Here is a 19,061-nt window from a genome sequence, read left to right as displayed (position 1 = left end):
CCCATTCTTGGATTTGAAGTTATTTTCTTTTTGCTTCCCCGAAGGCGCGACTGACGTCGGCCCAGAGATCCTCCACATTTTCCAGCCCTACATTCAGCCTGATGGTCCGCGGGCTGACCCCGAACCGGCCTATGGAATTGGCATCCGGCGTCTGCTGCAGCGAGGCGAGCGCCGGCACCACGAGGCTTTCGTGCCCGCCCCAGCTGACGCCGATGCGGAACAATTTCAGCGCATCGGTGAAAGCCGGCACGTCGATGTCGTCGGTCACCTCGAAGGAGAACAGGCCGGAATAGCCTGACAGCGTTTTCTTGCCCGGATGGTTGGAGAAGGCGGGATGGTTGACGCGCTCGACATGGGCGTGGCCTTTGAGCCGTTCGGCGATGACAAGCGCGCTCTTCATGTGATGCGGCAGCCTGAGCGGCAGCGTGCGCAGGCCACGCAGCAGGAGCCATGCCTCGAACGGCGACAGCTTGGCGCCGAGATAGGGGTAGGTGCGCTCATTGATGCGGCGGATATGCTCGGCCGAACCGGCCACCACGCCGGCCACGGTATCGCTGTGGCCGCCAAGATATTTCGAGGCCGAATGCATGACGATGTCGACGCCGTGCAGGATCGGCTTCTGGAACAGCGGCGTCGCCCAGGAATTGTCGATGACGCTGACGATGCCACGCGCGCGCGCCATGGCGGTCAGCGCCTCGAGCTCCTGCAGCTCGAACATCATCGAGGTGGGGCTTTCGAGATAGAGCATCGCCGCACCAGGCAGTGCCGCTGCCACCGCCTCGGGATCGGAGCCGTCGACATAATCGACCTTGATGCCGAGATGCGGCAACAGCCGCTCGAACAGGCGATAGGCGTCGCCGTAGCAGTTGCGCACGGCCACGATGCGCTCGCCTGAGCCGACGAAGGCGAGCACGGTCGAGCTGATCGCAGCCATGCCGCTGGAAAAGCCGCGCGCGGCCTCTGCCCCTTCGAGGGCAGCGATCTTGCTCTCGAATTCCATCACGGTCGGGTTGTTGCCGCGCGAATAGATCGGCTTGGTGCTGCGCCCGGCGAACACGTCGGCCATGTCGGCGTAGCTGTCGAAGGTAAACAGCGACGTCTGGTAGATCGGCGGCACCACGGCACCACCGGGGAACGGTTCGTCATGGGCCAGCAAGGTCGCCGCCTCGGCTATGAAATCCCGCTCGAACTCGCTGCTCATTTGTATCCCGCACGTTTGAGATTGGCGTCGCCGCGGCGCAGGTCGGCCTCGACTGTGGCGATCAGTTTCAGTGCTTCGCCGCGTGCGCCTTCGGCATCGCCAGCCGCAATCCGCTCGTAGACAGTACGGTGATAGGGAAAGCTGGCATGGCCGAAATCGCGCACGCCAAGCGGATGCTCCCAGAAGCGGTGGAACAGCTCGTGCATCGCCGAGATGATCTGCTCGAACAGCGGATTGCCCGACACGCGATAGATCGCCTGGTGGAAATCCCAGTCCTCGTCCGACGACATGCCGGCGCGGGCATGGAAGGCTTCTTCCATGACCTCGAGCTTCTGCCGGATGATCTCAACTTCGGCCGGCCCGGCGCGCAAGGCGCACAGGGCGGCGGCTTCGGCCTCGAGGCCGCGTCGGATTTCCAGCGTGTGCATCAGGCTTTCGAAGTCGTTGCCCGAGGCAAATGTCAGTGGCAGATGCAGCATGTCGCGCGACACCGCCGCCTTGAGATAGGTGCCGCTGCCCTGGCGGCGCTCGACCAGGCCAAGCCCTTCCCAGCGCGTCAGCGCCTCGCGCACGGTGGTCCGGCTGACCTTCAGCCGCTCGGACAGGACGCGCTCGGTCGGCAGACGGTCACCCGGCTTGAGCTCCTCGTGGATGACGAAATCCGCCAGCACATTGAGGACTGCGTCATCGCGCGCAGTGGCTTGAAGGGGAGGCAGGTCGAGCACGTGGCGACTTCCAAATGGTACAATGGTCAGACCAATTTCTGCACGCCAAGCCGCTGCTGTCAATCGCCAATGTCAGGAAAGTTCAGGAGGGATTGGCCGGACGCCGGTCGCGGGCAACTGATGCAAGGCATCCGGCGATGCTGGATACCGCGTCGAGATGAGTGTTGTAGCCGGTCGCGATCACCTGGCCGGCAAGGTCATCTTCGCAGAGCCTTGCGGATAATGCGATGCACAATAGGCCGCCTCCGAGGTCGGAGAGCGGCCTATTGCAGCAAGACAGGCAATTGGGCGACGAGTGATGCCTTCAGGCGTAGCGCGACAGCGCGAGGTCGGAGACGTCGATCTCGGGGCGGACGCCGCCGATCATGTCGGCCAGCACGCGGCCCGAGCCGCAGGCCATGGTCCAGCCCAGCGTGCCGTGACCGGTGTTGAGGTAGAAATTGTCGAACTTGGTGCGCCCGATGACGGGCGTACCGTCAGGCGTCATCGGCCTCAGCCCGCTCCAGAAGGTGGCGCGGCTCTGGTCGGCGGCGCCGCCGAACAGGTCTTCGACCGAGAACTGAAGCGTCGCCTTGCGCGACGGCGACAGGTCGGTGTTGAAGCCGGCGATTTCGGCCATGCCGCCGACGCGGATGCGGTCGCCCAGGCGGGTGATGGCGATCTTGTAGGTGTCGTCCATGATGGTCGACACCGGAGCCTTGCTCTCGTCGACGATCGGAACGGTGATCGAGTAGCCCTTGACAGGATAGACCGGCACGCTCAGGCCCAGCGGCTTGACGAAGGACGGCGTGAAGCTGCCGAGTGCGCCGACGAACATGTCGGCCTCGACTTCGCCTTCCGTGGTGCGGACGGCGACGATGCGCTTGCCTTCCTGGCGCAGGCTCTCAAGCTTCACATTGTAGCGGAACTCGACGCCAAGGCCTTCGGCCAGCTTGGCCAGTTCGTTGGTGAACTTGAAGCAGTCGCCGGTCTCGTCATTGGGCAGGCGCAGGCCACCGGCAATCTTGTCACGCACAGGCGCCAGGCCCGGTTCCGCGCCAACGCAGCCGGCGGGGTCGAGCACTTCGTAAGGCACACCGTCGCTCTGCAGCACCTCGATGTCCTTGGCCATGCCGTCGAGCTGCTTCTGGTAGCGGAACAGCTGCAGCGTGCCCTGGGTGCGGTGGTCGTACTGGATGCCGGTGTCGTCGCGCAGAAAAATCAGCTGGTCGCGGCTGTATTCGGCGAGGCGCACCATGCGGCTCTTGTTGAGCGCATAGCGGGCCGAGGTGCAGTTGCGCAGCATCGCCGTCACCCAGCGCCAGGTCGAGATGTCGAGCATCGGCTGGATGATCAGCGGCGCGTGTTTCATGAACAGCCACTTCATCGCCTTCTGCGGGATGCCGGGCGCGGCCCAGGGCGAGGCATAGCCGGGCGAAATCTCGCCGGCATTGGCAAAGCTGGTTTCCAGCGCCGGGCCGGCCTGGCGGTCGAGAACCGTCACCTTGTGACCTGCCTTGGCCAGATAGTAGGCGGAGGTGACGCCGATGACACCGGCACCGAGAATGACTATGCGCATGATTGCCCCTGTGGTTTTAGCGCGCTGCCGGGCCGAGGTAGCGGCGTCTGTAGCGCCGACCCAGGCTGGTCAGGATTTCGTAGGAAATGGTGCCGGCATCCGACGCGATCATTTCGAGCGTCTGGTGCGGGCCGATCAGTTCCACCATGTCGCCGAGCTTCAGTGTTCCAGCCGGCAAGGCTGTGACGTCGAGGATGATGCTGTCCATCGAGACGCGCCCGACGATCGGCAGGCGGATGTTGCCGAGCCAGGCAGCACCGGCATTGCTGAGATGGCGCGGCAGGCCGTCGGCATAGCCGGCGGCGATGGTGGCGAGCCGCATCTCCGATTTGGCGACAAAGCTCGCGCCATAGCCGACTTCAGCGCCCGCCGGCACGGTGCGGGTCTGCACGACACCGACGTCTAGCCGCACCACCTGGCGCATCGGGTTGTCGTAGCCTCCCAGCGGCGCGCCGCCATAAAGTGCGATGCCGGGACGGGCGAGATCGCCGTGGAAGTCGTCGCCGAGGAAGATGCCGGCCGAGTTGGCGAAGGACAGTTTGGCGCCGGGGAATCGGGCACGAACCGCCCGCATGCGTTCAAGCTGGCGAGCATTGGCGTCATGGGCCGGCTCGTCGCCACAGGCGAGGTGACTCATCACGGTGTCGATATGGATGCCGTCGAGCCGGTGCGGTTCGGCGAGCAGCGTTTCCAGCTCCTGCGGCTCGAGGCCGAGCCGCGACATGCCGGTGTCGGCCTGAAGTGCTGCCGGCAGCGTGGTGTTGCACGCCTTGGCGGTAGCCGACCAGTTGGCGACCTGTTCGAGCGAGTTCAGCACCGGCACCACGCCAAGGTCGGCGCAGTCGGCCTCGCTGCCCGGCATCAGGCCGTTGAGAACCAGGATGCGCGCGTCCGCCGGCAAGTGCGGCTTCAGCCTGACAGCTTCGATGAAATGGGCGACGAAGAAATCGCGGCAGCCGGCGGCGTAGAGCACAGGCGCGACCTCGGCCACGCCGAGCCCGTAGGCATCCGCCTTCACCACGGCCGCGGTCATCTCAGGCGCGTTGCGCTGGCTCAGCTGCCGGTAGTTATCCACCAGCGCGCCGAGATCGATGGTCAGCACGCCGCAAGCCGCACGGCTCTCGATGTCGCTTTGCACGTCCATTGTCATATCCGGGAACTGTCCTCGCCTTGTCAGAAGAATACCGCAATGATCGGCGAAAATCTTGCCAATATGATGATGATCGTGCGAACTGGTGGCAAGTTGTGCAATTTTCGACGGAATCTTGAAAGGAACTGCGATGCCCTCTCTGGACGCGATCGACCGCGGTATCATCCGGGCGTTGCGCGCCAATGCGCGCGTCAGCAATGCCAGCCTGGCGGCCGAGGTCGGCCTGTCGCCGTCGGCGTGCCTCAGGCGGGTGCAGTTGCTGGAGCAGGAAGGGGTCATCAGGGGCTACACCGCGATCATCGGCAACGCCGCCGCCGACGAAGGCATCGCCGTCATCGTGCAGATCACGCTGGAGCGGCAGACCGAGGAGTATTTCAACCGCTTCGAGCTTGCGGTGCGGCGCTATCCCGAGATCAAGGAGTGCTACCTGATGACCGGCGATTCCGACTACTTCCTGCGCGTCGAGGTGGCCAGTGCCGGCGATTTCGAGCGCGTGCACAAGGAAATCCTGTCAGCCCTGCCGGGCCTCGCCCGGATCCATTCGAGCTTTTCGATCCGCAACATCCTGCAGTCGAAACGGCCGAAGACGTCTTGAAGAAAAAGCCGGCGCCCATGTGATGCGCCGGCTTTGTTGTCAGTGTCAGACGGCTGACTGGGTCACGAATTTGGTGACCAGATAGGCTTCGAGCGCTTCCGTGCCGCCTTCCGAGCCGTAGCCGCTGTCCTTGACGCCGCCGAAAGGCGTTTCGGGCAGAGCAAGGCCGAGATGGTTGATCGTCAGCATGCCGGTTTCGATCTCGGCACCGAGGTCGGTCACCGTCTTGTTCGACTTGGTGAAGGCATAGGCCGCAAGCCCGTAGGGCAGGCGGTTGGCCTCGGTCACGACGTCCTCGAAAGTCTTGAACGGCATCACCAGCGCAACCGGGCCGAATGGCTCCTCATTCATGATGCGCATGTCGGTGCGCACGCCCGACAGCACCGTCGGCTCGAAATACGAGCCCTTGTTGCCGATGCGCTTGCCACCGGTCTCGAGCTTTGCGCCGTCGGCCACCGCCTCGTTGATCAGCGCCTCGACGGCCTCCAGCCGGCGTTCATTGACCAGCGGGCCCATGCGGCTGCTCGCCTCCAGGCCGTCGCCGACCTTCACCGACTTGGCGTAGTCGACGAACTTACCAAGGAAGCGGTCGTGGGAGCCTTCCTGGACCAGGAAGCGTGTCGGCGACACGCAGACCTGGCCGCCGTTGCGGAACTTCGAGGCGGCAAGCGTTGCTGCCGCCTGGTCGATGTCGGCGTCGTCGAACACCATCGCCGGGGCATGGCCGCCAAGCTCCATCGTCGCACGCTTCATGTGGGTGCCGGCGAGGGCTGCGAGATGCTTGCCGACCGGCACCGAGCCGGTGAACGACACCTTGCGGATGACAGGATGCGGCACGAGGTAGCCGGAGATTTCGGGTGGGTTGCCATAGACGAGGTTGAGCACGCCGTCGGGCAGGCCGGCATCCCTGAACACGTCGCCGAGGCAGGCAGGCGAGGCTGGCGTCTCTTCCGGCGGCTTGACGATGATCGAGCAGCCGGTGGCAAGGGCTGCGCCGATCTTGCGCGCCGCCTGCGATATCGGGAAGTTCCACGGCGTGAATGCGGCGACAGGGCCGACCGGTTCCTTGACGACGATCTGCTGGATGCCGGGCGCGCGGGCCGGAATGACGCGGCCATAGGTGCGGCGGCCTTCTTCGGCGAACCAGTCGAACAGGTCGGCCGAGGACAGGACCTCCATCTTGGCCTCGCCGACCGGCTTGCCTTGTTCCTGCGTCAGAAGTGCGGCGATCGCATCGGCGCGTTCGCGCAACAGGTCTGCGGCGCGGCGCAACACCTTGGAGCGGTCGTAAGGCGACACCTTGCGCCAGATCTTGAAGCCGCGCTCGGCGGCGGCGAGCGCACGGTCGAGGTCGCCCTTGCCGGCCGAGGCGACCTTGCCGATCACCTCGTTGGTGGCGGGATTGTAGACGTCGATGGTCTTGCCGCCTTCGGCAGCCGTCCACTTGCCGTCGATGAACAGTTTCACTTCGGGGTACATGCTTTCGTCCTTGCTGGGGTCGTTCGTGAGCGGGTGAAGATGGGGTCGGCGTCCTCGCCGGGCGGCGGGTCACGCCTTGAATGGTACGTTAGACATAGGTTCGCTTCAGCTTCTCTGCCACCAGTTCGGCGATCGCCAGCGAAGAGGTCAGCCCCGGGCTTTCGATGCCGAACAGGTTGACCAGTCCGACGACGCCATGGACCTCGGGTCCCTGGATGACGAAATCGGCAACGAGCTCGCCAGGGCCGGCAAGCTTGGGGCGGATGCCGCTGTAGGTCGGGCTCAGGCTGTCGTCGGCGAGGGCAGGCCAGTATTTGCGGATTTCGCCATAGAAATGGTCGGCCCTGCACGGGTCGACCGAATAGTCCTTCGTCTCGATCCACTCGACGTCGGGGCCGAAGCGCATGGCGCCATTGAGGTCGAGCGTCAGGTGTATGCCCAGCCCGCCCGGCTCCGGCACCGGATAGATCAGCCGGGAGAAGGCCGGCTTGCCCGTCACCGAGAAGTAGTTGCCCCTGGCATAGCGAAGCTCAGGCACGAACCGTGGGTCGAGCCCGTCCAGCGACGCCGCGAGCCTGTTGGCGCCGAGGCCGGCGGCGTTGACGAAATGCCGCGCCGTGATCTCGAAGCTCATGCCGTTTGAGCTGTCCAGCGTCTGCAGCACGAAGCGGCCCGCCTCGAGCCGGCCTGATACGATTTCGGTGTTGAGGCTGAGCATGGTGCCGTGCCCTTCGGCTTCGCCGAGCAGCGACAGCATCAACGCATGGCTGTCGACGATGCCGGTCGATGGCGACAGCACCGCGGCGTGGCAGGCAAGCGACGGCTCCATTGCCCGGGCTCCTGCGGCGTCGAGCAGGACGAGGTCGTCAACGCCGTTGGCCCGCGCCTGGTCGACGATGCCTTTCAGCGTTGACACCTGCTCCGCAAGCGTCGCCACGATCAGTTTGCCGCAGCGCTTGTGCGGGACGCCGCGCTCGGCGGCATAGGCATAGAGCTTGTCGCGACCGGCGACGCACAGCTCAGCCTTCAGGCTCCCCGGGGGATAGTAGATGCCGGCGTGGATCACTTCCGAGTTGCGTGAACTGGTTTCGGTGCCGATGGCATCGGCCGCCTCGACGACGATCGTCTCCATGCCAAGTCGGCTCAGTTCTCGCGCCACGGCAAGGCCGATGACGCCGGCACCGGCGATGATGCAGTCGACCGTCTCCATGGTCAGGCCGCACCCTCGGCAGGCTTCAGCGCAGCGAGTTGCTCGATGATGACCGAACTCGCGCCCCTGATGTCGTCGACGATGGCGCGCTCGGCCCCGTCGGCGTCGCGGGCTTCGATGGCGGCGAGGATCACGTGGTGGTGGTCGATCATCGCCCGCCCGCCATGCTGGTAGGACGCCGCGATCATCGGGCCCATCTGCAGCCACAGCCGGTTGAGGATGCCGCGCAGCACAGTCATGCTGGCGATTTCGGCCAGCGCGAAATGGAAGGTCTGGTTGAGCTCCAGTGCTGTCGGCCAATCGCCGCCGGCGATAGCCTGTTCGTTGCGCGCGATCAGTTCGCGCAGCCGGGAGATGTCCCTGGCCTCTGCCTTCAGCGCCGTCTCGCGCGCGGCAAGCCCCTCCAGCTTCATCCTGATCTGGCGGATTTCGAGATAGCGCGCCAGCGTCATGACGGGCACGCGTACCTCGCGTGCCGACTTCTGCACCAGCGCCTCGTCCTGGATCAGGCGCAGGATGGCGTCGCGCACTGGCGTCACCGATGTGCCCAGAGACTGCGCCAGGTCGCGGATCGTCAGCCGCGCGTCGGGCGCGAAGCGTCCCTTGATCAGCGCATCCGACAGCTGGCCGTAGACAATCTCGCCGAGATTGTCGTGCTCAACCATCTGCAAGGCGAAGCCTTCGTTCATCGGTTCCCTTCGCCCATCCGTTCATGGTCCCAGCCTTGCACGACATCGCCGTTGCCTATGGCCGGACTTAGGCCGTGTGCTCCTTTGTCGGGACTGGGCATGCAGAGCGCTGTGGCCTTGTCTGGCCTGCCCCTGCCGCCCCTCTGGCCCTTGACATTGGTCCACGCGAAAAACATGATGCATCAAACAACAATTTGCGGATTTTGCAAGCGGTCGCTGACTGCCATCGCAAGATCGACGACATCGTCGCCCTGCCGGCGACGCTTCATCCAGTGAGGAACGACAATGGACAGCCAGCCGAATTCGCCCGAGGCGCGCGACAAGAAATTCCATATGCACGCCTACACCAATGCCCGCCGCCACCAGGAGGTCGGGCCGCTGATCATCGAAAAGGGCGATGGCATCTATGTCGAGGACATCTCGGGCAAGCGCTACATCGAGGCGATGTCGGGGCTGTGGAGCGTCGGCGTCGGTTTCTCGGAGAAGCGTCTCGTCGATGCGGCGACGAAGCAGATGGCCAAGCTGCCCTACTATCACAGCTTCACCCACAAGGGTCACTCGCCGCTGATCGACCTCGCCGAGAAGCTGGTGACGATGGCGCCGGTGCCGATGAGCAAAGCGTTCTTCACCAATTCCGGATCCGAGGCCAACGATACGGCCATGAAGATGATCTGGTTCCGCTCCAATGCGCTCGGCCAGCCTGAGCGCAAGAAGATCATTTCGCGCAAGCGCGCCTATCACGGCGTCACCATTGCTTCGGCAAGCCTCACAGGCCTGCCCAACAACCATCTGTCCTTCGACCTGCCGATCGCCAATGTGCTGCACACCTCGTCGCCACATCACTGGCGCGAGGCGCTGCCTGGCGAGACCGAGCAGCAGTTCTCGACCCGTCTCGCCGACGATCTGGAAAAGCTGATCCTGGCTGAAGGCCCTGAGACCATCGCCGCCATGTTCGGCGAGCCGGTCATGGGTGCGGGCGGCGTCGTCGTGCCGCCGGCGGGTTACTGGGAAAAGATCCAGGCCGTTCTCAAGAAGTACGACATCCTGCTCGTCGCCGACGAAGTCATCTGCGGCTTCGGTCGCACCGGCAACATGTTTGGCTCAGAGACCTACGCCATGCAGCCCGACATCATGGTCATGTCGAAGCAGATCTCGTCGTCTTATCTGCCGATATCGGCGCTGATGATCAACGACAAGGTGTTCGAACCGATCGCCGACGAAAGCAACCGCATCGGCACCTTCGGCCACGGCTTCACCGCCGGCGGCCATCCGGTCGCTGCAGCCGTTGCGCTCGAAAATCTCAAGATCATCGAGGAACGCAACCTTGTCGCCAATGCCCGCGAGGTCGGCGCTCACATGCAGAAGCGCCTGGCGAAAATCGCCTCGCACGATCTCGTCGGCGAGGTCCGTGGTGTCGCCCTGATCGGCGCCATGGAGTTGGTCACCGACAAGGCAACAAAGGCGCCATGGGGCTCCGTCGGCGCACTTGGCGGCCTCGTCAACGGCATCCTGCAGCAGAACGGCATCATCTCCCGCAACATGGGTGACGCGCTTGCCTTCTGCCCGCCGCTGATCATCAACGACAAGCAGGTCGACGACATCTTCGACGCCGTCGAGAAGTCGCTCGACGAGGCGGCGAAGCAGGTAAAGGCCTGATCGACGGTTCATCCAGGTGACAGCAAAAAGCCCGCCATCCGGCGGGCTTTTTCGTTTGGGTGCGCGGCAGGCCTTCTCCCATAGAGAGAAGGCAAATGCCCTCAAACGTGCTGGCCGCCGTTGATATGGATTTCGGAGCCCGTGACATAGGATGCCTGGCCCGAGCACAGGAAATAGATGATGTCGGCGACTTCCGACGTCAGGCCGAGCCGGCGCATCGGGATCGTCTCGACGATCTTTTCGGTCCCCGGCGACAGGATCGCAGTGTCGATCTCGCCGGGTGCAATGGCGTTGACACGGATGCCGTGCGGGCCGAAGTCGGCGGCCATCTCGCGGGTCAGCGCGCCGAGTGCTGCCTTGGACGTGGCATAGGCCGTGCCGGCGAAGGGATGGACGCGGGTGCCGGCGATCGAGGTCACGTTGACCACCGAGCCCTTGGCAGCCGCCAGTTCCTTGAACAGGCCGCGCGCCAGCATGATCGGCGCCAGGAAATTGACCTGGAACACGTCGCGCCAGACATGCATCGGCGTGTCGATCGAGTTCATCCGGCCGCCACCCTTGTGCTTGGGCGAGATGCCGGCGTTGTTGACGAGTGCATGCAGCAGTCCGCCTTCCTTTTCCAGGCGCTGGCGGATTTCGGACACGGCGCTGCCGACATCGCCTTGGTCGGCGAGGTCGACCTTGATGTGATCGTCCGGACCCGCCGGCCACGGGCAATCGTCTGAAAATGCCTGGCGCGAACAGGTGATGACGCGCCAGCCCTCGCGCGAAAAGCGCTTCACCGTCGCATGGCCGATGCCGCGGCTGGCTCCGGTCAAAACGATCGTCTTTCGCCCTTCGGTCTTCTCGGCCATCACATCCTCATTTCAAGCTTACAGCTTATGTAGCGGATGCACCTTGCCATTGCGAGGGGGCGCGGCTCTCGGCCGCGCTCGGCGGAGGCCTCGCGGCTTGACCGCGCCGGCCTGACGGGCGACTTCTAGGCCCCCATGTCCATGACCTCGCGACGAGGAGACTATCCGTGCAATTTACTGAAATCGGCGGCATCACGCTGCATCACCAGCTGATCGGCGGGCCTGCGAACAAGCCGGTCTTCGTCTTCGTCAATTCGCTCGGCACCGATTTCCGCATCTGGCGCGACGTCATCGTGCGCCTCGCCGGCGACTTTCCGATCGTCACCTACGACAAGCGCGGACACGGCCTCTCCGATGTCGGGACCGCGCCGTATCGGATGGACGACCACATCGGCGATCTCGAAGGCCTGCTCGACCATCTCAACGTCAAGGACGCCATCATCTGCGGCCTCTCTGTCGGCGGGATGATCGCCCAGGGCCTTTACGCCAGGCGGCCAGATCTCGTTCGCGCGCTGGTGCTCTGCGACACTGCCCACAAGATCGGCACCGACGACAGCTGGAACACGCGCATCGCCGCCGTCGAGAAAAATGGGATCGCCTCAATAGTCGACACCGTGCTGAAGCTTTGGTTCACGCCCGAGTTCCACGAGCAGCGCAAGGACGACCTCACGGGTTACCGCAACATGCTGACGCGCCAGCCTGTGGCGGGCTACGCCGGCACCTGTGCTGCCCTGCGCGACGCCGACTACACCGAGGCGGCGAAGGCAATCGCTGTGCCGACGCTCTGCGTCGTCGGCGATCAGGACGGCTCGACGCCACCGGCGCTGGTGCGCGCCCTGGCCGACCTCATCCCCGGTTCGCGCTTCAAGATCATCGACGGCGCCGGCCATATTCCCTGCGTCGAAAAGCCGGATGAACTGACCGCTCTCATCAAGAACTTCGTCGCCCAGCTGCCGCCGCAATAGGCTGGCAGCCACCGGTGGCGCCTACGCCGCCGGTGGTTCCATCGCTTCGGTCGTGGCGCTGCCGGCCTCGTCCGGCTCCTTGAGCCTGAACCAGGCGACATAGAGTGCCGGCAAAAACAGTAGCGTGATTGCCGTGCCGGCCAGGATGCCGCCCATCATCGCATAGGCCATCGGCGCCCAGAACACCTCGCGCGCGATCGGGATCAGCGCCAGGCTGGCGGCTGCGGCGGTCAAGGCGATCGGCCGCATGCGGTGTTCCGACGCCTCGATCACCGCGTGCCACCTGTCTGTCCCTGTGGCGATCAGCTCCTCGATCTGGACGATCAGGATCACCGAGTTGCGGATGAGGATGCCGACCAGCGCCAGAACGCCGAGGATTGCAACGAAGCCGAGCGGCTGGCCCGTCGGCAGCAGTGCTGCCACCACGCCGATCAGGCCGAGCGGTGCGACAGCCACCACCAAAAACAGCCGCTGGAAGCTCTGCAGCTGCAGCATCAGCACCGTTGCCATGATGAACAGCATCAGCGGCACCACGGCGATGATCGGTCCCTGGCTGTTGGCGCTTTCCTCGACAGAACCGCCGGTCACCACCGTGTAGCCGTCGGGCAGCTTGGCCGCGAAGGCGTCGATCGCTGGCTTGAGTTCGGCGACCACCGTGTCGGGCAGGGCGTTGCCGACCATGCCCGCCTTGACGGTGATCGTGGGCAGGCGACTGCGGCGCCAGACCGTCGGCTGCTCGATCTCGTAGCGGAAGTCGGCCACCGTCGCGAGCGGGATGGATTCGCCGCCTCCGGTAGGTATCTGCAGGTTGCGCAGCGTTTCGATCGAGCCGCGTTCGGCATCCTGCGCCCGCACCACGACATTGATCAGATAGGTGGCGTCGCGCACCTGGGTAATTGCCACGCCACCGACGACGCTGTTCATGGCGCTGGCGATGTCCTCGGAGGTGATTCCGAGCTGCCGCGCCTTGTCCTGCAGCACCTCGACCTTCAGTACGCGCTCCGGCTCGTTCCAGTCGAAGCTTGGCGCCTGCAGCTTGGGATTGGCCGAAATGACCCCAGCGAGCTGCTGCGACAGCGCCCGCACAGTCTGCACCTCCGGACCGCTGATGCGATACTGCACCGGTCGGCCCACTGGCGGGCCGAGCTCCAGCGTCTTGACGTAGGTGTCGGTGCCCACGAACTGCTCACGCAGGATCTTTTCGATCGCGGGCTGCACCCTGTGCCGCGCCTCGAGATCCTTGGTCACGATCACGGTCTGGCCGAAATAGGGGTTGGCCGGCTGCACGTCATAGGCCAGCACGAAGCGCACCGCGCCCTGGCCGATATAGGAGCTCCAGTGGTCGATGTCGGCGTTGCCCTTCAACGCGATCTCCTCGAAGCGCTCGATCTGGGCACGTGTCTCGGCGATCGAGCTGTTTTGCGGCAGGTTCCAGTCGACGATCAGCTCGGGCCTGTCCGACGGCGGGAAGAACTGCTGCTGCACGAAGGTCAGCCCCACCACCGACAGCACGAAGGCGACGATGGTGGCGATGATGGTCAGCCAGTGGCGGCGCACGGCAAGCCGCAGCAGGCGCGAGAAGCCCGCAGCAAATCGGCCCGGCCGCTCGTCATGCTTCTTCATGGTTGGGGGCAGCAGCGTGACGCCGAGCAGCGGTGCAAACAGCACGGCCACGATCCAAGACAGCAGGAGCGAGACGGCGATGACGACGAACAGCGTGTAGGTGTATTCACCTGCCTGGCTGGTGTTGAGGCCGATCGGGATGAAGCCGGCGACCGTCACCAGCGTGCCGGTCAGCATCGGAAACGCGGTCGAGGTGTAGACATAGGTCGCGGCTTTTCGGAGCGAATCGCCGACCTCCAGCCGCGCCACCATCATCTCGACGGCAATCATCGCGTCGTCGACGAGCAGGCCGAGCGCGATGATCAGCGCGCCGAGGGAAATACGCTGCAGCGAAATGCCCATATAGGCCATGACCAGGAAGGTGATGGCCAGCACCAGCGGAACCGAAAGCGCGACGACGAAGCCGGCGCGCATGCCGAGACTGATGAAGGACACGGCGAGCACGATTGCCACGGCCTCGAAAAGCGCTCGGGTGAAGCCCGACACCGCGTGTTCGACGATGACCGGCTGGTCGGCGACCTGGTGCACGCCGACGCCGACCGGCAATTCGCCGGTTACCTGCGCCATGAGCGCCTTCAGCGCGTCGCCGAACTCCAGCAGGTTGGCGTTCGGCTTCATGCCGATGGCCAGCCCGATCGCCGGTTCGCCATTGACCCGGAACAGCGAGGTCGGCGGATCGAGATAACCGCGGCTGATGGTGGCGACGTCGCTCAGGCGGAAGAAGCGGTCGTTGACCCTGAGATTGATCGCCTTCAGGCTCTCCTCGGAGGCGAACTGGCCACCGACGCGCACAGCGATCCGTTCCGGCCCGGCCTCGATCACGCCCGACGGCGACACCGCGTTCTGCGCCTGCAGGCTGGCGACCACGGCTTGCTGGTTGAGGCCGAGTGCCGCGATCTGGCGCGTCGAGAATTCAAGATAGATGACCTCGTCCTGCGCGCCAATGAGCTCGACCTTGCCGGCATTGGGAATGGTCAGGATGCGTGTGCGCACCATCTCGACATAGTCGCGCAGCTGGCGCATCGACAGCCCGTCCGAGGTGAAGGCATAGATGTTGCCGAACACGTCGCCGAAACGATCGTTGAAGAACGGGCCCTGCACCCCTTGCGGGAAGTTTGGCCTGAGGTCGTTGACCATGTTGCGGACCTGCACCCAGGTCGGGGCCACGTCGCGCGCCTTGGTGGTCGGCTTGAGATTGACGAAGATGATCGTCTGGCCGGCTGTCGTCACGCTGCGGCTGAAGTCGAGGCTCTCCAGCTCCTCGAGCTTCTTTTCGATCCTGTCGGTCACCTGCCGCGTCGTCTCGTCGACCGAGGCGCCCGGCCAGTTGGCCTGGATCAGCATCGTCTTGATGGTGAAGCTCGGGTCTTCCTCGCGGCCGAGATTGAGATAAGCGAAGACGCCCGCGACGGTGAAGATCAGCATGAAGTACCAGACCAGGGAGCGGTGGTTCAGCGCCCAGTCGGAAAGATTGAAACCCTTCACCTACGCCCCCTCTGGAATTCTGACTTTCTGGCCCTCGGCAAGGCTGCGCACGCCCGCAGTCACCACGCGCGTGCCCGCGCTGATACCGCCGGCGGTGAAGTTCGCGCCGCCCTTCGCCTTGACCTCGACGGCCTGCAGGCTGACGGTCGAGGCGCCGGGATCGACAACCCAGACGAAGCTCTTGCCGTCCTTTTCGAGCAGCGCTGTCAGCGGCAGGTCGATCGCTTCGTCCGTCTTCGACAACTGTGTCGCCGTCACCGTCGAGCCGAGCCGGAAGGCCGTCGGCGGCTCGCTCAGCGCCAGCCGCACCCGCCGCGTCCGCGTCGCTGCGTCTGCTTGCGGCGCGATCTCGCGGACATGCGCCTTGACCCGCAGCGACGGCAGCATCTGCAACGCCACCTCGAATTCGTCGCCGTCGCGGAGACTGGTCGCCATCTGGTCGGGAACGTCGACGACCGCCTCGCGTGCATCCGAGCGCGCCACCGTCACCACCATCTGCCCCGGCGAGACGGTCTGGCCGACCTCGGCGCCGACCGCCGTGACGATGCCGTCGAAATCGGAAAACAGCCGGGCATAACCGAGTTGCTCCTCCGACTTGGCCAGTGCCGCACGCGTCCGCTCGACATTGGCCGCAGCGGAATCCAGCGCCTGCTTGGCGGAATCGTAGACTGCCTGCGAGGTGTTGGATTCGGCCAGAAGGCTGCGCTGTCGCTCCTCGCTGGCGGCGGCATTGGCGAACTGGGCCTCCGCCGTCGTCAGGTCGGCGCGCGCCGCCTGCGCTGCCAGCTCCAGTGCCAGCGGGTCGATCGCGGCCAGCGTCTCGCCCTTGGTCACCATGTCGCCGACGCCGACATCGCGCGCCACCAATCGCCCGAGCAGGCGGAAGGCGAGGTCGGCGGAAAATTCCGGCTGGATCGTGCCGGCAAAACCTTGCGCCGTCTGGCCATGCGGCTCGACCACCGTCGACAGCACCGGCCGGATGACTTCGGGCGGTGGCGCCTCGGCTTCGCTGCAGGCCGCAAGCGCGAGCAGCGAGACGAGGGCGAGCATGCTTGTCTTGAACCTCATGGCGCCACCTCCACCATCTGGCCGGGACTGAGCAACTGGCCGCCCTGGGCGACGACCGATTGTCCGACCTCCAGTCCCCTGGCCACGACGACGACGCCCGAGGCGAAGGACTGTATCTCGATCGCTGCCAGCGCCACCGCCTTTGTCGCGGGGTCGATGGTCCAGACCGCTGGCTGGCCTGCATCCGACATCAGCGCTTGCCAGGGCAGCACGATGGCTGGCTGAGGCTTCGACACGATCGTGCCTGATATCGCCGCGCCAAGCGGCATCTCGATCGGCGTGTTCGGCACCCTCACCTTGACCCGGATCGAGCCGGATGCCGGGTCTACCGCCGGCGACACCTCGCGCACCTGCCCCGGGGCCTTGATGCGCGGGTCAGAAATGAGCGCGATCATCACGTCGGGCGCCACCGGGTTGCGCGCCACCAGCGCCTCGTCGACATTGAACACCGCGTCGCGGTCGCCATCCTCGGCGACGGTGAACACCGTCTGCGCCGCCTGCACCACCTGGCCGACCTCGATCGTTCGTGCCGTCACCACGCCGTCGGCGCTGGCCTTAAGCTCGGTATAGGTCAGCCGGTCCTCGGCGTTGCTCATCTGGCTCTGCGCCGATTCCACTCCGCTTTGGGCGACGCGTTGCGCCTGATCGGCCTGATCGTAGTCGCGCCGGGTCGTGAAGCCCTGGGCAAGCAGCGTCTTCTGCCTGTCGAATGCTGCGGCGGCCTGCCTGAGCTGCGCCTGGGCGGCATAGAGGCTGGCTTGCGCCGCCCGCACATCCGACTGCTGCTCCTGTGGGTCGAGCCTGGCCAGCACCTGGCCCTTGGTGACGCGCTGGCCGATGTCGACACTGCGCTCGGCGACCCGGCCACCGACCTGGAACGACAGATTGTTCAGCGTCCTGGCGGCGATGACCCCGGTCAGCGACGTCGATGGCGCATAGTCTGATTGCTTCACCTCGACGGAGCGCACCATGATAGGCTGCCGTTCCGTCGCTTCCTGCTTCTGGCAGGCTGAAACCGGTAACAATAAGCAGAGCGCGAGGGCAGGGAGGTGTCGTCTGGGCGGGGCGCATGCCGACATCTCGCCCGGCATGCCTGCGGTGATTGGGTTCGTGGATCGCATGTGCACCCCCAAATCGCTTCGCCGACAAGCTACGATGCAAGAGGCGATCCGGCAACGCCTTGCAAGCTGTCGCCAGCGACCGGACGCAGCACGGTTCGAAGTGGGGTGCACAGCACGACAGTCAGGGAACCCGAGCTGTTCCGGAGCGTTGTTCGACGCAATCAATCTCGGAGGACCGCCATGGATCGCATGCTCTTCGACAACCCGGTCAAGATCCGCATCGGAGCGGAAAGCACCCAGCGCGAGGTCACGACCGTCAAGGGCGCCTACGAAGCACTGGTGGACTGGCCGCATGCCAAGCGCAGCGGCCCGCTCTATCGCGAGGCGGTGGAATGCGTATCCGCAGCCCTGGCCGGCACCCGCACGCGCGAGGCGGCCAAACGGGCCTTCATCGCCGCAGCCGACGAGATCGGCATCCGGGTCTGAGCCGCCTGGCTGCTGACCGGATGATGGCGTGGCGAACGGCACAAATCCAAGTTGCCGGCAAAATGGGGCAGGACATTTTACCGGGACACGGCTTTACCGGAATAAATTAACTCTACAGAGTTTGTAGAATTAAACATCCTGAATGGGCATCGTCATTCAACCCCGAGAGGGAAGCCCATGTCAGATTTCACGCGCCGTGCCTTGCTCGCCACCGCCGCCGCCCTGTCGCTTGCGCCTTCAGTCGGTGCGGTCCAGGCCGAGGAGCTCAAGATCACCATCGGCTACCAGACGGTTGTCGAGCCCTCGAAAGTGCCACAGGCCGACGGCGCCTATGAGGCCGCCACCAAGGCCAGCATAGACTGGCGCAAGTTCGATTCCGGTGCCGATGTCATCGCGGCGATCGCTTCCGGCGCCGTCGACATCGGCTATGTCGGCTCGAGCCCGCTGGCCGCCGCTGCGAGCCGCGAGCTGCCTATCGAAACCATTTTCGTTGTCGGCCTGATCGGCGAATCCGAGGCACTCGTCGCCCGCGATGGCGCCGGCATCGAAAAGGCTGCCGATCTCGCCGGCAAGAAGGTCGCGGTGCCCTTCGTTTCGACCACGCATTACAGCCTGCTCGCCGCCCTCAAGCACGAGGGCGTCGATCCCAAGTCGGTCGAAATCCTCAATCTGCGTCCGCCTGAAATCGCGGCTGCCTGGCAGCGCGGCGACATAGACGCGGCCTATGTCTGGGATCCGGCGCTCGGTCAGATCAAGACCTCGGGCAAGGTCGTGCTCGACTCGGCAAAGGTCGCCGAATGGGGCGCGCCGACCTTCGACGCCTGGATCGTCCGCACCGACTTTGCCGCGAAGAACCCGGCCGCCGTGCGCGACTTCGTCAAGGTCACAGGCGCAGCCTACGCCGAATTCCTCGCCAAACCGGAAGCCTGGGCCAAGGGCTCACCACAGGCCGACAAGATCGCCCGCCTCACCGGTGCCAAGGTCGAGGAAGTGCCGGCGCTGCTCAAGGGTTACGTCTTCCCGACGCTTGAAGAGCAGGCGTCAGTCAAGTTCCTCGGCGGCGATACCGTAAAGGCGGTGGCGGCGACCTCGGCCTTCCTCAAGGAGCAGGGCAAGATCGACGCCGTTCAGCCCGACTACTCGAAGTATGTGACGTCGAAATACGTCACCGAGGCGCTCGCCTCCAACTGAGGCGTGATGCACCCGCGACCTCCCGCGCGGGCATGAAGCCCCGGCCGGCTCCTCCCGGCCGGGGC

General features: G+C 64.9%; 16 protein-coding genes. 5 read left to right on the top strand and 11 right to left on the bottom strand.

Going from position 1 to position 19,061, the window contains the following annotated elements:
• Positions 1 to 19 precede the first annotated feature (19 nt).
• The 4 genes from DY201_RS02580 to alr all read right to left on the bottom strand — a co-directional run bounded on the left by DY201_RS02580 (position 20) and on the right by alr (position 4,634).
• Positions 20 to 1,201, bottom strand: coding sequence for a PLP-dependent transferase (locus DY201_RS02580; protein WP_115729854.1), 1,182 nt, complete (start codon positions 1,199 to 1,201; stop codon positions 20 to 22).
• Positions 1,198 to 1,926, bottom strand: coding sequence for a FadR/GntR family transcriptional regulator (locus tag DY201_RS02575; RefSeq protein ID WP_115729853.1), 729 nt, complete (start codon positions 1,924 to 1,926; stop codon positions 1,198 to 1,200). The genes DY201_RS02580 and DY201_RS02575 overlap by 4 nt, the downstream gene beginning before the upstream one ends.
• Before the next feature lie 304 nt (positions 1,927 to 2,230).
• A complete protein-coding gene (locus DY201_RS02570) occupies positions 2,231 to 3,484 on the bottom strand; it encodes a D-amino acid dehydrogenase (protein WP_115729852.1) in 1,254 nt (417 codons plus the stop codon).
• 16 nt (positions 3,485 to 3,500) lie between these two features.
• Positions 3,501 to 4,634, bottom strand: a complete 1,134-nt coding sequence (gene alr, locus DY201_RS02565; protein WP_115729851.1) for an alanine racemase — start codon at positions 4,632 to 4,634, stop codon at positions 3,501 to 3,503.
• Between the two features lie 130 nt (positions 4,635 to 4,764).
• Between alr and DY201_RS02560 the strand changes: the two genes are divergently transcribed.
• Positions 4,765 to 5,229 (top strand): Lrp/AsnC family transcriptional regulator, encoded by a 465-nt coding sequence (locus DY201_RS02560; RefSeq protein WP_067955455.1) that lies wholly within the window; start codon positions 4,765 to 4,767, stop codon positions 5,227 to 5,229.
• 45 nt (positions 5,230 to 5,274) lie between these two features.
• On the opposite strand, the gene DY201_RS02555 is transcribed toward DY201_RS02560, so the two are convergent.
• The 3 genes from DY201_RS02555 to DY201_RS02545 all read right to left on the bottom strand — a co-directional run bounded on the left by DY201_RS02555 (position 5,275) and on the right by DY201_RS02545 (position 8,607).
• Positions 5,275 to 6,708, bottom strand: coding sequence for an NAD-dependent succinate-semialdehyde dehydrogenase (locus DY201_RS02555; RefSeq protein WP_115729850.1), 1,434 nt, complete (start codon positions 6,706 to 6,708; stop codon positions 5,275 to 5,277).
• Between the two features lie 88 nt (positions 6,709 to 6,796).
• Positions 6,797 to 7,918: an NAD(P)/FAD-dependent oxidoreductase gene (locus DY201_RS02550; RefSeq protein ID WP_115729849.1), complete on the bottom strand. Its 1,122-nt coding sequence runs from the start codon at positions 7,916 to 7,918 to the stop codon at positions 6,797 to 6,799.
• Positions 7,919 to 7,920: 2 nt separating this feature from the next.
• Positions 7,921 to 8,607, bottom strand: coding sequence for a GntR family transcriptional regulator (locus DY201_RS02545; RefSeq protein WP_115729848.1), 687 nt, complete (start codon positions 8,605 to 8,607; stop codon positions 7,921 to 7,923).
• Positions 8,608 to 8,892: 285 nt separating this feature from the next.
• Here DY201_RS02545 and DY201_RS02540 point away from each other — a divergent pair, with 285 nt between their 5' ends.
• On the top strand, positions 8,893 to 10,263 hold the full coding sequence (locus DY201_RS02540) for an aspartate aminotransferase family protein (RefSeq protein WP_115729847.1): 1,371 nt from the start codon (positions 8,893 to 8,895) through the stop codon (positions 10,261 to 10,263).
• A gap of 101 nt (positions 10,264 to 10,364) precedes the next feature.
• Here the strand turns inward: DY201_RS02540 and DY201_RS02535 are convergent, their stop codons facing one another.
• The gene (locus DY201_RS02535; protein ID WP_115729846.1) at positions 10,365 to 11,117 is read right to left on the bottom strand and encodes an SDR family NAD(P)-dependent oxidoreductase; all 753 of its coding nucleotides are present in this window, start codon (positions 11,115 to 11,117) and stop codon (positions 10,365 to 10,367) included.
• Between the two features lie 167 nt (positions 11,118 to 11,284).
• Here DY201_RS02535 and pcaD point away from each other — a divergent pair, with 167 nt between their 5' ends.
• Positions 11,285 to 12,082, top strand: a complete 798-nt coding sequence (gene pcaD, locus DY201_RS02530) for a 3-oxoadipate enol-lactonase (RefSeq protein WP_115729845.1) — start codon at positions 11,285 to 11,287, stop codon at positions 12,080 to 12,082.
• 21 nt (positions 12,083 to 12,103) lie between these two features.
• Here pcaD and DY201_RS02525 read toward each other — a convergent pair whose 3' ends face one another.
• The 3 genes from DY201_RS02525 to DY201_RS02515 are packed head-to-tail and all read right to left on the bottom strand — an operon-like array spanning position 12,104 to position 17,229.
• Positions 12,104 to 15,190, bottom strand: a complete 3,087-nt coding sequence (locus DY201_RS02525; RefSeq protein WP_115729844.1) for an efflux RND transporter permease subunit — start codon at positions 15,188 to 15,190, stop codon at positions 12,104 to 12,106.
• On the bottom strand, positions 15,191 to 16,258 hold the full coding sequence (locus tag DY201_RS02520) for an efflux RND transporter periplasmic adaptor subunit (RefSeq protein WP_115729843.1): 1,068 nt from the start codon (positions 16,256 to 16,258) through the stop codon (positions 15,191 to 15,193).
• Complete coding sequence (locus DY201_RS02515; protein WP_245431871.1) at positions 16,255 to 17,229, bottom strand: efflux RND transporter periplasmic adaptor subunit; 975 nt, start codon at positions 17,227 to 17,229, stop codon at positions 16,255 to 16,257. The genes DY201_RS02520 and DY201_RS02515 overlap by 4 nt, the downstream gene beginning before the upstream one ends.
• A 330-nt stretch (positions 17,230 to 17,559) precedes the next feature.
• Between DY201_RS02515 and DY201_RS02510 the strand changes: the two genes are divergently transcribed.
• Positions 17,560 to 17,805 carry a DUF982 domain-containing protein gene (locus DY201_RS02510; protein ID WP_115729841.1) on the top strand — a complete coding sequence of 82 codons (246 nt, stop codon included), beginning with the start codon at positions 17,560 to 17,562 and terminating at the stop codon, positions 17,803 to 17,805.
• A 177-nt stretch (positions 17,806 to 17,982) separates the two neighbouring features.
• Entirely contained in the window at positions 17,983 to 18,996 is a 1,014-nt protein-coding gene (tauA, locus tag DY201_RS02505) for a taurine ABC transporter substrate-binding protein (protein WP_115729840.1), read from the top strand.
• The last annotated feature ends 65 nt before the right edge of the window (positions 18,997 to 19,061 follow it).

Source organism: Aminobacter aminovorans (genome assembly GCF_900445235.1).
Taxonomy (GTDB): Bacteria; Pseudomonadota; Alphaproteobacteria; order Rhizobiales; family Rhizobiaceae; genus Aminobacter; species Aminobacter aminovorans.
This window is presented reverse-complemented; position numbering and strand designations above follow the sequence as displayed.